We start from the raw sequence: 14,319 nt of genomic DNA, 5'->3' as shown, positions 1-14,319 counted from the left end.
ATATCTTTCGAGTTTTTGTAAATATTACCAATTTACTATCTGGTAATCAAATATTAGTTCTTTTAAATTAGGTGATAAGTACTAGATATTAGCGTTCATACAGGCTAGGGGCACTGAGTCTAGATTTATTATTCACTGATTAATCATAATTATCCAAATTTTTAAAATTTAATATTGAGAACGCTTCCATTATAAGGTATAGTGTATTTAAATTAGTTAAACTTACTAACTAACAACAAACAATATGAATTAAGGCCGTGATGTTTATGAATAAGAAACTCTCCAATGCACAAATACGGACTAATAATAAAAAGATCGTCTTACAATGTATTAAAAATCATCAACCCATATCGAGAGCAGAAATAGCAGAAAAGGTCCATTTTAGTAAACCTACTGTTTCCTTACTTGTCGATGAATTAGTAAGAGAGAACTGGGTTCATGAAAAAGGAATTGGAGAATCCTCATCACAAGGCGGGAGACGACCTATTCATCTTTATTTTAACGAAAAGGCTGCTTATGTCATAGGGGTTGATATCGGTGGCACCAAAGTAAAAACCGTTATTTCAGATCTAGGTGGAAAAATTATTTGTTCAAGCAGTTTTGCTACAAAAAAACATTTAAATTATGAATTATTGAAGCAAATTCACAAAGAAATTCATGAGATGATCCAAAGGAATCAAATTGATAAAGGATTGATTCTCGGTATGGGAGTAGGAGTACCAGGAATTACAGAAACCAAAACAGGAGTTGTAGTAGAAGCGCCAAGCTTAAAATGGGTTCGTTATCCATTTTTGAAGGAGGCTGAACGATTTTTTCCCTTCCCTGTTTTTGTTGATAACGATGTCAATGTAGCAGTACTTGGAGAACAATGGTTAGGCAGGGCTAAAAACAAAGAAAATGTCCTGTTTATAGCCGTAGGAACAGGGATTGGCAGTGGCATTATTATTCATGATCAACTTTATCGCGGCTCCTCCCATGCAGCTGGTGAATTAGGATATATGGTTACGGATAAAAACGATATGAAAAATGAGTTTAAACCAATCTTCCATCGCTATGGTTATCTTGAAAGTGTTGCAGGCGGTAAAGCAATTGGGAGAAAATTTACCTTGCTTGTCCAGCAGAATAAGAATCATCCTTTATATATAGAAGCGGCTGAAACGGAGCTGACTGGTGAGCAAGCGTTCACACTCGCAAAAACGGGAGATTCTATCGCACTTTCGGTTGTAGAAGAAGCCATTGAGCATTTAGCTTATGGCATCATTAATTCGGCTACTCTGCTAAATCCAGATGTTGTTATTCTAGATGGTGGAGTGATGCAATCCGCTGATTTCATTCTTCCAAAATTGAAAGGGATTGTTCATCACTACCTGCCAAGCTCGGTTGAAATAGCTCAATCCCAGCTAGGAGAAAATGCAGGAGTTTTGGGAGCAGTTTCTTTGTTCCTTCGGGAATACGACAGTATTTTAAAATAGATTGTTTCCTACTTTGGTTCTTAGCAGGTATTTTAGCCTGCTTTAAGAATAAATAAAATTATTATAGGGGGAGAAGGATGTTTAAGAAAAAAAGTTTATTGGCGCTCTTAATAGCTGTTCTAATGCTTTTCGTCGCAGCCTGTTCGAGCAGTTCCTCAAATGGGGATACTCCAGCAAAAGATGATGAAGAAGGAAAAACAGAAGAAAAAGCTGAAGCTAGTGGCAACTTAGTTGTTTATACTGCCCGGGACCAAACAATTGTCGACAAAGTGGTTGAAATGTTTAATGAAAAATACCCTGATGTTCAAGTTGATGTGCTAACCATGGGAGCACAGCAGGTACTTGAACGTGTTCGTGGGGAAAAGGCCAATCCTCAAGCTGACTTTTGGTGGGGTGGTACACAGTCTGCTTTTATGACTGCAGCGAACGAAGATTTATTAGAGCCGTTTAAACCAAGCTTCGATGCAAGTATTTTACCTGAACATAAGGATGCCCAAGGCCTGTGGTATGGTGAAATGCTGCTGCCAGAAGTAATTATGTACAACTCTGACATGCTTAAGAAAGACGAAGCCCCACAAGACTGGGATGACCTGCTAGATTCGAAGTGGAAGGATCAAATCATTATTCGTGGTGTTTTAGCATCGGGAACAATGAGAACGATTTACTCTGCGATGATTCATGAACAAGGTGCAGATACTCCTGAAAAAGGTTATGAGTGGCTTAAAAAGCTCGATGCCAATACAAAAGAATATGCACAAGATCCAACAAACCTATACTTAAAGCTAGCTCGTCAGGAAGGTTCGATTTCACTTTGGAATCTTCAAGATATTCTGATCCAAAAAAATCAGCACAACCAACCATTTGATTATGTGTATCCAGAAAGTGGAGCACCAATTTTAGTTGATGCGGTCGGACTTGTAAAAGATGCGAAGAATCTAGACAATGCAAAATTATTCTATGAGTTCTTGTTTGATCCAGCAACTCGAACTACATTAGCTGAAGATTTATACCAAATCCCAACTCGTACAGATATCGACAAGGACACTATGCCTGATTGGTATAAAGAGCTTGACCTGAAGTCACTAGACCTTGATTGGGAAGTAATGGCTGAAAAAGAAGCTGAGTGGATGCAGCATTGGGATGAAAATATAAAAGGTAAAAATTAATAGTTTGGTATAAAAGGGGTGAAGGAGTTTTTCACCCTCTTTTACAAGGTAAGCAGGCAATAACACTTGCTTATCTTGTAAAAGAGTAAGCCCGACTATAGGCTTTTCTTTTTAGCTAAGTTTTAAGAACAGCGAGGTGTTTGTGTTGAAAAGTGTAAGGCTTGATCATGTTAGTAAAATGTTTGGAACCTCCATTGGGGTAGAAAACGTTGATATTGATGTCAAACCTGGAGAGTTTTTTACCTTTTTAGGTCCATCAGGATGTGGAAAAACAACGACATTACGGATGATTGCGGGATTCTATTATCCGTCAAAAGGGAAGATCCTTTTTGACAACAAGGACGTCACTACCCTGCAGCCGAACAAAAGGAATATTGGAATGGTCTTTCAAAACTATGCCCTTTTTCCTCATATGACGGTCTTTGAAAATATTGCATTTGGTCTTGAAGTTCGTAAAATGTCAAAAGCGGTGATAAAAGAAAAAGTCGAACGTGCCCAAAGGCTGGTTCATCTCGAAAAATATGGATCCCGTAAAATAAACGAGCTTTCAGGTGGTCAACAGCAGCGTGTAGCTTTAGCCCGCGCTCTCGTGATTGAGCCGGATATTCTACTGCTTGATGAACCACTGTCCAATTTAGATGCAAAATTGCGTGAGGAAACGAGATTAGAGATTAAGAGACTTCAAGTTGAATTAGGTGTTACAACCATTTATGTTACCCATGATCAGACAGAAGCGATGACAATGTCAGATCGAATCATGGTCATGAAAGAAGGGGTCGTTCAACAAATTGGAACACCACAAGAAATTTATAACCAGCCTGTCAATCATTTTGTTGCTTCCTTTATCGGAGAATCAAATATCCTTGAAGCGGAAGTCGTTGAAGTAAAAGCTGACGCAGTCAAGATTAAGTTGGATGAGAATATCTTCTTACAAGGCAGTATGTCACAATCTGCAAATGGGAAAAAACTAGACGCAGGAGAATCTATTAAAGTTTCGATTCGTCCTGAAGCTGTATATGAAGGTACAGGTCCGAATCAGGTGACAGGCACTATTCAACTCGTTGAATTTACTGGGGTGAGTATCAATTATGTGGTTAAAATAGGCCCTAATATTATGAAGGTCATGATAATTAATAAAGGCAATGAAATCCTTAAGCGCGGTGATTCGATTACCCTTCACATACCTGAAAAAGGAATCTACTTAATCGGAGAATAGAGGTGATAGAATGAGTGCGAATCAAACTACGGCCGTACAGGAAAGCTGGTGGGCGATGCTTATACGTTCTAAATATTTTATTTATGTGTTAATTTCACCGCTTTTTTTAGTTCTTTTAGCGTATGTGATCTATCCGTTTTACCAAACCTTTCTTCAAAGTGTAGTGGGCGAAGAAGGGACCACTCTCGAAAATTACCAGCGTTTTTTTGGGTTAACAAGTACAGCCAACCTTGAAGCGCTTTGGACAAGTGTATATATTTCAGTCATTAGTGTCATTACCTGTGCCATTGTTGGTGTTACTATGGCGTTTTTAATGGAAAGATATGAGTTTCCAGGAAGAAAACTTCTTTCTGTGTTAATTCTGGTACCAATGGCATTGCCGCCACTCGTAGGAGTGTTATCTTTTACCTTTCTTTATGGAGAAAGCGGGATCATCCCACGGGCTTTTCAGGTATTATTTGACCTTGAAAAAGTACCGTTCTCATTAAAAGGTGTTATGGGTGTTATCGTCGTTCATACCTTTACCATGTACACATACTTTTATTTAACGGCAGCAGCAGCAATTAAAGGCCTGGACCCTTCCTTAGAGGAAGCAGCAACAAGCCTAGGGTCAGGAAGAATACGTATTTGGTTAAAGGTCACCCTTCCAATGTTAACTCCAGCGTTAATCGCAGCTTCCTTATTGGTATTTATGATTTCAATGGCGTCTTACACAGCACCATTGATGTTTGGTGTGGAACGGACCATGACGATGCAAATCTATTTATCTCGTACAAATGGTAGTCTCGATATGGCAGCCACACAATCTACCATTCTATCGATTGTATCAATTAGTTTCTTAATTTTAATGAGATGGTACCAAGGAAGACGGAACTACCAAAACCAAAGTAAAGGGATTAGTGTTCATCGCACCGAATTACGTTCTCAATTTGCAAAGTACCTATCGATGTTTCTTTCATTTATCGGGGTTATTATTTTAATGCTTCCGATCCTTGTTCTTGTCCTGATTTCATTTTCAGTTGATGGCGAATGGACGGTTCAGGTAATCCCAACGGCATATACCTTTCAGCACTATATTGATCTGTTTACCGATGAACGAACATGGCGTCCAATCTGGAACAGCTTACAGATGAGCTTTGTGGCAACAGCCGGAAATATTTTGTTTGGTGTGGCGGCAGCTTATGCCATGGTCCGGACAAAGTTTAAAGGAAAAGCTTTACTGGATATCTTAATCATGGTTCCATGGGCACTGCCTGGTACAGTTGTAGCCGTTAACTTAATCGCTGCCTTCAGCGAACCAAGTGTATTCAGCTTTAATCAAGTGTTAATTGGGACGTTCTGGATTTTACCATTAGCGTATTTCGTCCGACATTTACCGCTTATTTTCCGATCTACTTCTGCGGCGTTAATGCAAATGGATGAATCCGTAGAGGAGGCTGCTCGAAGCTTAGGAGCGAATTGGTGGTATACATTCAGAAGGGTCGTTGTTCCAATGGCATTCTCAGGTATTCTTGCAGGAACCTTGCTGGCATTGGTTCAAGGGATAGGTGAATTTGTAGCCTCCATCTTAATTTATAGTACTTCAACCATGCCGTTATCTGTAGCAATATTCCAAAAAATGTATGCTTTCCAATTCGGAACTGCCTGTGCCTATGGTGTACTACAAATCATTTTAATTATTACCGTTCTGTTTATTTCACAAAAGATCACGGATGGAAAGGCAGGTTCTGCCATTTAAGGAGGAGACCCGAGTTGAACGCAAGCGACATTCATGGAAGAGACCTAAAAACGCTAGAGCAGGCAGCTTTTGCAGTTGTTCCGTTAGGTAGCTTTGAATACCACGGACCGCATTCTCCTTTAGGAACAGATATTGTATTAGCAGATGGGTTTGCCAAGGTAATAGACCCAAGCTTAGGTGGTGTGGTGTTCCCTACCGTTCCTTATACAGCCTGTCCGGGTAAAACAAATAAATATAAAGGAACCATTTCCATTCGCCCAAACATAATTCAAGAATACTTGATTGATATAGCGGTGGGAATAATTGAGCAAGGTATCAAGAAAATTATTCTCTTAAATGCTCATGACGGGAATATTGGTGTTTCTAGAACAGTAGCAGAATATGTTACGGGTAAGTATACAGATGCCAGCTTCTTGCTTGTAAACTGGTGGCAAATGGTCGATATCAATGCGGCAGTAGATATCGGCTTTAAAGGAACGAAAGGCAGAGGACATGGTGGACCGTATGAAATGTCTGCGGTTAAAGCGTTTCGTCCGGATTTGGTCCATGTTGACACAGACGATGAAGAATTTAAAGAGGTGCCGCCGCTTTCATCCTATCCATATATTCTTGTAGAAGGTACTCCAAAAGCATGGGATGGTTATACAGGACTCATTCAACAAACCTCCTATGAAAAGGGGAAGAAAATCGTCGAAAAAGCAACCGCAAATATGAATGAGTTAATTAAAAACTGGCTTGAAAATTAATCGACAGAAGGGATGGACCTAAGTGAAAACCTCACTGAGAGACCAAATCATAAAGAAGGAAGGCACGACTTTTCCTTCTAAAACCTATACATCCATAGTACTCGAACCAGCCTATGATGAAGCGAAACAACAATTTATTGACTCGATGGTTGAGATTCATAAAGCCCATTTAATTATGCTGGTTGAACAAGGACTGGTTGGAAAAGAAGGAGCCCGGAAAATTGCCAAAGCAGTAGCAAGCTTGGATGCTGAGGAGATTAAAAATAGAATATACACAGGTGAATTTGAAGATTTATTTTTTGAAGTCGAGCATGCTTTAATTGAAGAAGCGGGTGATATTGCAGGAAATCTCCATATTGCCAGAAGCCGAAATGATATGGGAATTGCGATTTACCGTATGACACTTAGGAAAAAGCTTTTAATATTAGTGGAAAAGGCATTAAAACTTCGCGAAGCACTGATCGAATTGACGGAAGAACACAAAGAAACGGTGATGATTGGCTATACCCATACCCAACAAGCGCAGCCTACTACGCTGGCTCATTACTTAAATGCAATGACGGATATGCTTACACGCGATATCTCGAGACTGCAGGCAGCTTATAAAACGGTTAATCGCAGCAGCATGGGAGCAGCGGCGCTAACCACTTCAGGATTTGGGATTAGCCGTGAGCGGATGAAAGAGCTGCTTGGATTTGAAGAGATTATTGATAATGCTTGGGATGCAGTTGCAGGTGCTGATTATATTGCAGAAACGGCAACGGCTGTTCAGTTGTCATCCCTAAATTTAGGCAGATCGATTCAAGACTTCCTATTATGGGGTACACAGGAGTACGGCGCATTCCTTTTATCTGCGCCGTATGTCCAAATCAGCTCGATTATGCCGCAAAAACGTAACCCTGTTTCCATTGAGCATATGAGAGGCCTTTTGTCGAGTGTAGCAGGAGATTGCCAAACCGTCTTGCTTATGCTCCATAATACACCATTTGGCGATATTGTAGATACTGAAGATGACATGCAGCCGTATATCTGGAAAGCAATTGAAAAATTAGGCGGCATTTATGATTTATTAACGTGTGTTTTACTTACTATGGAAGTAAATAAAGAAACCCTTCTAAAAAGAGCGAAGGAAAGCTTTGCAAACGTTACAGAATTGGCAGACACCCTTGTACGAAAGGATGGACTATCCTTCCGTCAGGCGCACCATGTTGTAAGTGCAACGGTTAAGGAGCTTTTGCAGGGTGGAAAAACGACATTAGAATCTTTAACTTTGAAGATTTTAAATATACAATCTAAAAAGGTAGTTGGAAAAGAAACTGTTCTAACAGAAGAAGAGCTAAAACAATGCTTGAGCCCTAAATATTTCGTTCAAATCCGAGATCTCGAAGGTGGTCCTAGCCCGAGCAGAATGGAAAAAACCATTCAAATACGATTAAATGAACAGAATCAATTGGCCAGCTGGTTAAATGAAAAACAAGAGCATCTTTCGACAGCCACCACTGTGGTTTACGAAATTATCACGGAATGGACTGGAGAGAATGAATAGGATATCCATCGAACTGCTAGCGGTCGATGGGGGAGGAACAAAAACGCGGGCTGTCCTTGTCGAAGGTGATGGAACCATCCTTGGGGAAGGGAATGCTGGGGCTTCTAATTATCAGGTAGTAGGGGCAGAAGGATCTGAAGAAGCTTTAATAAAAGCTATTTTAGCTGCCTTTATGAACGCTGGGATTGAAACTTGTAATAAGGTGAATGTGGAAAAAGCTGTATTTGCTTTAGCCGGAATTGATACATTGAAGGATGAAAAAGTAGTTGCAGGAATTGTTCAGCGGGTAGTAATGAATTTGTCTATCGAGATTCGTAGTTTACAAGTAGAAAATGATTGTCTTTCCGCCTTATTAGGGGCTACTGAAAACAAAGCCGGTGTTTTATTAATCGCTGGAACTGGTTCGATTGTGTTTGCACATGATGGCAACAATCGAATCATTCGTTCTGGAGGCTGGGGTCACCGTGTCGGTGATGAAGGAAGCGGCTATTGGATTGGTAAACAAGCTATTGCTTCTGTTCTCAGAATGGTGGATGGCCGTGGAGACGAAACACTTTTATCCAAATTGATATTAAAGAAGTTTAATTTTAATTCAATTGAAGATCTTTATAATTGGACCTATAGTGATGATTATTCTGTTGATGATGTAGGAACCCTTGCGGCTGTAGTGGATGAGGCTTTTCGATTAGGAGACCCAGTAAGTAAACGCATCTTAGATGCCGCAGTGGATGAACTACTGCTCCTTATTGAAACAGCGATTGGAAAAGCTGATATCCAGCAGGACGAATTTGACATGATTTTTCAAGGTGGTGTTTTCCATCACAATCACTACATTAGAAATCAGGTTTGCCAAAGGATCCAACAAAGTAAGTCAAAAGTGAATATTAAAACCACCACCGAAGAACCGATTCGTAACATCATTAGACGCGGCTTGGTATTAAAATAACTGTGGAAATTCTAAAACATTCGCAAACGAAGTTTGTGGGTGTTTTTTATTTTAAGTAAAAGGATAAAGGTGGTAGAATTTATATTTAAGAACACAATACCCTGATACAGTAGAATTTTATAAATGGAAGAAGTGACACCTTGATGAAAAAACAGGAGAGCGGCTATCGATGGGTCGTATTTGGTACGGCCTTATTCGCTTACTTTTTAATCGTAAGCCAAAGAACAGCTCCCGGACTTATTACTGACCAATTAATGAATGAGTTTCACGTTTCAGCTTCCCTCATAGGCCTTATAACTAGTATTCAATTTTTAGCCTATGCAGGTTTTCAAATTCCGGCGGGTCTATTATCTGACCGTTATGGTCCCAATCATTTTCTGATTTTCGGCACACTTCTAACTGGGCTGGGAAGCCTGCTCTATAGTGTTGCACCAAATGAATATGTATTGATTTTATCTCGACTTTTAGTTGGCACAGGAGATGCAACTATTTTTGTCAATCTAATTTTAATCTTAAATCAGTGGTTTAAGGCAAATGAATTTATAAAATTGTTAGGACTGATTTCTCTCGCTGGGGGACTCGGTTCACTTGCAGCTACGCTTCCTTTTTCCATCTGGATTTCACTTTCAGGCTGGAGAACGACATTCCTTAGCATTGGAGTTATTTTAGTGATAACATCCTATCTTCTCTATACCGTTCTCGTTTCAAAGCCTAAAACAATCTTTAAAGAAGATTTCGAAGGAAAAAAGAGGCCTGTTAGAGACCGGGAAAATGTATGGTTGACCCTCCGAAGAATCTTTTCTACTCGTCAAGCTTGGGCAACCTTTCTCTGTCATTTTGGGTTGGTAGGTACCTATATCGGATTTATTGGATCCTGGGGAGTTCCGTATGGAATTCACGTATTGGGACTTTCACTTTCAGAGTCAAGTCAGTTGATCATGTTTGGTCTGTTTGGTGTCATGATGGGGGGGTTATCCATCGGCTGGGTTACAAGTTTACTGAATTCGAATAAAAAAATATACACCCTTGTCCATATTATTGTGTTGATAAGCTGGATGGTCCTGTTTTTATTCGGCGAGAAACCTCCTTATATTGCGGTGATGGTTCTGTTCGTCATCATAGGTTTTTGCAGTGGAGCAAGCTCGTTAACTTTCGCAATCGTAAGAGAATCCTTCCCTATCAAAGAAGTGGGGGTTGTGACAGGATTTTCTAATATGGGTGGATTTTTAAGTGCTGTTTTATTGCCGATTGTTTTCGGATATGTACTTGATCTATTTCCTAAAGATTCAATCCACATTGGCTATCATTATGGATTTATCATCTCTATTCTATTTTCGTTGATGGGACTTATAGGGGTCCTATTAATTAAAGAGGAAAAAGTCAATAAAGCCGTTTTAAGTACTTCTTAATCTTCATGTCCTCCTATAAAAATTTTACTTTTAAACACCCGCAAGGTTGGTAAATCAATACTTGGGGTGTTTTTATATATTCCCAAAATGAAAAAGACATTTTCATAAGTGATTTCAATTAGGAATCACCAAGGAAATGTCTTTTTAGTTATTAATATAGAATGATCACTCATTTACTGGAGGAACCCAAAGCTGAGACCAGTTTTCAATTTCTCTCAAAACCGTTTCAAGTGAATGTCCCTTTTCGGTTAATGAATATTCAATGACTACAGGTGTTTCCGGGATAACCTTCCGTTTAACAACTTCTTGGTGCTCTAAATCCTTTAACCGCTCCGACAGTACTTTTCCACTTATACCAATCGCTGTTTGGATTTCGCTAAACCGTTGCGGACCTGATAATAATTGATATATCACTAATGCTGTCCATCGTTGACTTAAAAGCGAAATGGCTTTTTCGAATCTTGGACAAATTGTTGGCTGCTTCATAGTAATAACACCTCTTCAAATATAGTATACCACAAAATTGCAAATTTAGATTACAAAAATAAACATAGTTACTTGACAAAAACTAATTACTCTAATAAAGTTAGTTACATAAAGTAACTATAAAATATTCAACATGAAAAATGACTCTTGGGGGTATATGAATGGGATTTCACACTAAACCAACTACATTTGTTGGGCATGTTAAAATCAAGGTAGAAAATTTACAGCGTTCTCTAACTTTTTATCGAGATGTTTTGGGTTTTGATATTTTAGAACAAACGGTTACTACAGCAAAACTAACAAGCGATGGTAAAACAAGTATTTTGTCTTTGGAACAACCTGAAAATGTAATTCCGAAAAAAGGAAGAACAACAGGTTTATATCATTTTGCGATCCTTTTACCAAAAAGATCAGATTTAGCCAATATTGTCATTCACTTGGTGAATAAAGGGATAAAATTTGGCTCTTCGGATCATCTTGTAAGTGAGGCATTGTATTTAAATGATCCGGATGGAAATGGTATCGAAATATATATTGATCGGGATCCTTCAGAATGGGGCTGGAAGGGTACTGAAGTGGCGATGACAGTAGATCCGCTTGATTTTAAAAATCTACTAACTACTGTGATTCCAGGAACAACTTGGAATGGAATGCCGGCAGGAACCGTAATGGGGCATATTCATTTACATGTTTCTGAATTAAATAAAACAGAAGAATTTTATGTAAATGGACTTGGATTTGATGTTGTTAATCGATACGGTGCGCAGGCGCTTTTCATTTCAACTGGAAAGTATCATCATCACATTGGACTCAATACTTGGAATGGAATAGGGGCACCAGCACCGGCGAAAAATAGTGTAGGGCTAGAGTCTTTCACACTCATTTTGCCAAACGAAGAAGCACGTAAACAAATAATAAGGAATTTACGACAGATTGGTGCGAATGTTATGGAAGAAAACAATACATTTGTAACGCATGATCCTTCTGGAAATCGAGTGGAGTTAGCCATATAAGATAGGGGGTATCTCATCGTCAACGATTGAAAAGAACGGTATAGAAATAGGTATCTACACTCTTGCAGATATTGGTCCGGATCCGCTATCAGGAAAAACGATTACAGCGCAGCAGCGAGTAAAAGAGATCATTGAAGCAGCAAGGCTTGCGGATGAAGCTGGTTTGGATATTTTTGGTGTAGGAGAACATCATCGGTTAGATTATGCCGTCTCATCTCCAGCGGTTATTTTGGCTGCCATTGCTCAAGCAACCGAGCGTATTCGATTAACGAGTACCACAAGTGTGTTAAGTACGGTTGATCCTATTCGCTTATTCGAGGATTTTGCCTCCTTGGATTTGATTTCTAATGGAAGAGCAGAAATCCTAGCTGGCCGAGGTGCGTTTATTGAATCATTCCCTCTTTTTGGGTATAGCACAAATGATTATGATGAGCTTTTTACCGAACATATGGATTTGCTTCTACAACTTAATAGAAATGAGAGGGTCACCTGGTCGGGGGATTATCGTCCTGCTTTAAGGAATGCGGAAATTTCACCACGTCCGGTGCAAGAGCAAATGCCGATTTGGATTGGCGTTGGCGGGACCCCTGAAAGTGCCGTTCGTGCCGGAAGATTCGGGGTAGGCATGGCGCTGGCCATTCTAGGTGGAGATCCCGTACGGTTCAAGCCGCTTGTGGATATTTACCGTAAAGCCGGGTTGGAAGCAGGCCATTCACCAGAAGACTTAAAAGTCGGTGTAACAGGGCATACTTTTCTTGCTAACACGACACAGCAAGCTAAAGACGAATTCTTTCCTTACTATTCAAATTATTGGTACTATGTGAATCGCCAAAGAGGGATGGGGACTAGGATGTCAAGGGATGATTTCGAGCATATGGCAAGTCCAAATACAGCACTGTTTGTAGGAAGCCCGCAGCAAATTGTCGAAAAGATTCTTAGACAGCACGAGCTTTTTGGTCACACACGTTTCCTAGCGCAAGTGGATATAGGCGGACTACCTTTTAATAAAGTAGTCAAAAACATTGAATTATTAGCAACTGAGGTTGCCCCATTGGTTAAAAAGGCAACAAGTAAATAACGAACAGGAGGAATTGAGGATGAATATCGCAGTGATAGGAGCAAGTGGAAAAGCAGGAAGTCTGATTTTGGAAGAAGCTGTAAGCAGGGGGCATCAAGTAACAGCCGTCGTAAGAGATCCATCTAAGCTTCAAGATAAAAGTGCAGCAGTCATTGAGAAGAATGTGCTCGAATTAACAACGAATGATTTAAATGCATTTGACGTTGTTATAAACGCCTTTGGTGCTCCGCTTGGAGAAGAACAGGCACATGTGGATGCAGGTCATGCGTTAATTGAGGCACTAAAAGGAACGAGTACCAAATTAATCGTTGTTGGCGGAGCAGGAAGCCTCTTTGTCGATGAGAACAAAACGGTACGTTTAATTGATACTCCTGAATTCCCGGATTTTGTTAAACCAACAGCTATGGGTCAAGGAAGAAATCTGCAAGAATTACAGGAAACAGCTGACTTAACATGGACTTTTATTAGCCCTTCTGCTGTATTTAATCCAGAAGGAAAAAGAACAGGATCTTATCAGTCAGGGAAAGATCACCTTCTCGTTAATTCAAAAGGTGACAGTTATATTAGTTATGCAGACTTTGCAATTGCAGTAATAGATGAAGTCGAAAATCCTAAGCATGTTAATGAAAGATTTACAGTCGTTGGGGAAGCGGAATAAAAAGCGGTTCAAAAATTATCTTTAAGCGCTCCAGGTATTTAATATATTCTTTTAATTAAAATGTAAAGCTGCCCTTGGGGCGGCTTTCTTTATTCCATATTTTTGAAAAACGATTGTCTTAATTCAATAAATTTAATAAATGTTCAAAAAATTGTAATATTTAACTTATGATAACTTAAACAACTTTAGTATAATAGGAATATAGAAAGGTGGAACAGCAAATGAGAAAACGTAATATAAGTTTTAAGAAATTAGTAGATGACAATAAACAGGAAATTAAACGTGACGAAAAAGCAATGGAGAGAATCGAGGCGAAAATTGATAAGAAACATTCGAAATGATATCTATTTCCTGAATAGTCATTAGCAAAAGAGCAACCCTATCATAAAAAAGGTTGCTCTTTTGTGTGCTTATACGAAAAAAGTAAAATTACTATTAAATCAAAAATGAAGAATTGTTTAGCTTTTATTGTTATACTAAAAACATAGTAAAGCTAAGTGGAGTTGTGTAACCTATGAATTTTATTAAGAAGCTTTTTGCGAAAGAAAGAAAGTTGAAAATTGATTTTTGTGAAAAAAATCTAGATCGATTTCTACCAGACGATTTACAAAATGAATACAGCAGCTTTCTTAGTAAAAAAAATATCGAATTTAAAGAATACCATTGTCAGAGCAGATGTGAGGAATGCAAATTAACTCCCTATGCGATTGTTAATGGAGAATTTATTACAGCAACCGATTCACGAAAATTATTGGAAAAATTTAAACAACTTGAAGTAGAGAAAAAGTAGTTTACAACTCGTGTGAATGTTGTTATAATATTTCATGTACTAATTCATAGGGTAA

General features: G+C 39.0%; 14 protein-coding genes. 13 read left to right on the top strand and 1 reads right to left on the bottom strand.

Annotation, left to right across the window (positions count from 1 at the left end; genetic code table 11):
• Positions 1-266: 266 nt before the first annotated feature.
• The 8 genes from AC2TFD_RS17740 (at position 267) to AC2TFD_RS17705 (ending at position 10,239) form a co-directional block, all read left to right on the top strand.
• Positions 267-1,472, top strand: a complete 1,206-nt coding sequence (locus AC2TFD_RS17740) for an ROK family transcriptional regulator (RefSeq protein WP_335510469.1) — start codon at positions 267-269, stop codon at positions 1,470-1,472.
• Between the two features lie 77 nt (positions 1,473-1,549).
• The gene (locus AC2TFD_RS17735; protein WP_484673656.1) at positions 1,550-2,638 is read left to right on the top strand and encodes an extracellular solute-binding protein; all 1,089 of its coding nucleotides are present in this window, start codon (positions 1,550-1,552) and stop codon (positions 2,636-2,638) included.
• A 145-nt stretch (positions 2,639-2,783) separates the two neighbouring features.
• Positions 2,784-3,854 carry an ABC transporter ATP-binding protein gene (locus AC2TFD_RS17730; RefSeq protein WP_484673655.1) on the top strand — a complete coding sequence of 357 codons (1,071 nt, stop codon included), beginning with the start codon at positions 2,784-2,786 and terminating at the stop codon, positions 3,852-3,854.
• 10 nt (positions 3,855-3,864) lie between these two features.
• Positions 3,865-5,592 (top strand): ABC transporter permease, encoded by a 1,728-nt coding sequence (locus AC2TFD_RS17725; protein WP_484673654.1) that lies wholly within the window; start codon positions 3,865-3,867, stop codon positions 5,590-5,592.
• A 14-nt stretch (positions 5,593-5,606) separates the two neighbouring features.
• A complete protein-coding gene (locus AC2TFD_RS17720; protein ID WP_484673653.1) occupies positions 5,607-6,338 on the top strand; it encodes a creatininase family protein in 732 nt (243 codons plus the stop codon).
• A gap of 22 nt (positions 6,339-6,360) precedes the next feature.
• The gene (argH, locus tag AC2TFD_RS17715; RefSeq protein ID WP_335510479.1) at positions 6,361-7,884 is read left to right on the top strand and encodes an argininosuccinate lyase; all 1,524 of its coding nucleotides are present in this window, start codon (positions 6,361-6,363) and stop codon (positions 7,882-7,884) included.
• Complete coding sequence (locus AC2TFD_RS17710) at positions 7,877-8,830, top strand: N-acetylglucosamine kinase (RefSeq protein ID WP_484673652.1); 954 nt, start codon at positions 7,877-7,879, stop codon at positions 8,828-8,830. Before argH ends, AC2TFD_RS17710 begins: the two co-directional genes overlap by 8 nt.
• Before the next feature lie 143 nt (positions 8,831-8,973).
• Positions 8,974-10,239 (top strand): MFS transporter, encoded by a 1,266-nt coding sequence (locus AC2TFD_RS17705; protein ID WP_335510483.1) that lies wholly within the window; start codon positions 8,974-8,976, stop codon positions 10,237-10,239.
• 165 nt (positions 10,240-10,404) lie between these two features.
• Here AC2TFD_RS17705 and AC2TFD_RS17700 read toward each other — a convergent pair whose 3' ends face one another.
• Positions 10,405-10,725, bottom strand: coding sequence for a winged helix-turn-helix transcriptional regulator (locus tag AC2TFD_RS17700; protein WP_335510485.1), 321 nt, complete (start codon positions 10,723-10,725; stop codon positions 10,405-10,407).
• Positions 10,726-10,886: 161 nt separating this feature from the next.
• On the opposite strand from AC2TFD_RS17700, the gene AC2TFD_RS17695 reads away from it, so the two are divergent.
• From AC2TFD_RS17695 to AC2TFD_RS17675, 5 genes are all read left to right on the top strand, one after another.
• Complete coding sequence (locus AC2TFD_RS17695; RefSeq protein WP_335510487.1) at positions 10,887-11,738, top strand: VOC family protein; 852 nt, start codon at positions 10,887-10,889, stop codon at positions 11,736-11,738.
• A gap of 25 nt (positions 11,739-11,763) precedes the next feature.
• Positions 11,764-12,816 carry an LLM class flavin-dependent oxidoreductase gene (locus tag AC2TFD_RS17690; RefSeq protein WP_484676337.1) on the top strand — a complete coding sequence of 351 codons (1,053 nt, stop codon included), beginning with the start codon at positions 11,764-11,766 and terminating at the stop codon, positions 12,814-12,816.
• A gap of 19 nt (positions 12,817-12,835) precedes the next feature.
• Positions 12,836-13,474, top strand: coding sequence for an NAD(P)-dependent oxidoreductase (locus AC2TFD_RS17685; RefSeq protein WP_335510491.1), 639 nt, complete (start codon positions 12,836-12,838; stop codon positions 13,472-13,474).
• 221 nt (positions 13,475-13,695) lie between these two features.
• Positions 13,696-13,815 (top strand): FbpB family small basic protein, encoded by a 120-nt coding sequence (locus AC2TFD_RS17680; protein WP_335510493.1) that lies wholly within the window; start codon positions 13,696-13,698, stop codon positions 13,813-13,815.
• A gap of 173 nt (positions 13,816-13,988) precedes the next feature.
• A complete protein-coding gene (locus tag AC2TFD_RS17675; protein ID WP_335510494.1) occupies positions 13,989-14,264 on the top strand; it encodes a DUF1450 domain-containing protein in 276 nt (91 codons plus the stop codon).
• The last annotated feature ends 55 nt before the right edge of the window (positions 14,265-14,319 follow it).

This window comes from Neobacillus sp. plas4, from assembly GCF_057221695.1.
Note: the sequence above shows the minus strand (reverse complement) of the source record. Positions and strands in the feature narration are given on the sequence as shown.

Excerpts from the sequence above, each read along its gene's own strand:
- AC2TFD_RS17740 (WP_335510469.1), top strand. The coding sequence starts at position 267 with ATGAATAAGAAACTCTCCAATGCACAAATACGGACTAATAATAAAAAG.
- AC2TFD_RS17735 (WP_484673656.1), top strand. The coding sequence starts at position 1,550 with ATGTTTAAGAAAAAAAGTTTATTGGCGCTCTTAATAGCTGTTCTAATG.
- AC2TFD_RS17725 (WP_484673654.1), top strand. The coding sequence starts at position 3,865 with ATGAGTGCGAATCAAACTACGGCCGTACAGGAAAGCTGGTGGGCGATG.
- AC2TFD_RS17710 (WP_484673652.1), top strand. The coding sequence starts at position 7,877 with ATGAATAGGATATCCATCGAACTGCTAGCGGTCGATGGGGGAGGAACA.
- AC2TFD_RS17705 (WP_335510483.1), top strand. The coding sequence starts at position 8,974 with ATGAAAAAACAGGAGAGCGGCTATCGATGGGTCGTATTTGGTACGGCC.
- AC2TFD_RS17700 (WP_335510485.1), bottom strand. The coding sequence starts at position 10,725 with ATGAAGCAGCCAACAATTTGTCCAAGATTCGAAAAAGCCATTTCGCTT.
- AC2TFD_RS17695 (WP_335510487.1), top strand. The coding sequence starts at position 10,887 with ATGGGATTTCACACTAAACCAACTACATTTGTTGGGCATGTTAAAATC.
- AC2TFD_RS17685 (WP_335510491.1), top strand. The coding sequence starts at position 12,836 with ATGAATATCGCAGTGATAGGAGCAAGTGGAAAAGCAGGAAGTCTGATT.
- AC2TFD_RS17680 (WP_335510493.1), top strand. The coding sequence starts at position 13,696 with ATGAGAAAACGTAATATAAGTTTTAAGAAATTAGTAGATGACAATAAA.
- AC2TFD_RS17675 (WP_335510494.1), top strand. The coding sequence starts at position 13,989 with ATGAATTTTATTAAGAAGCTTTTTGCGAAAGAAAGAAAGTTGAAAATT.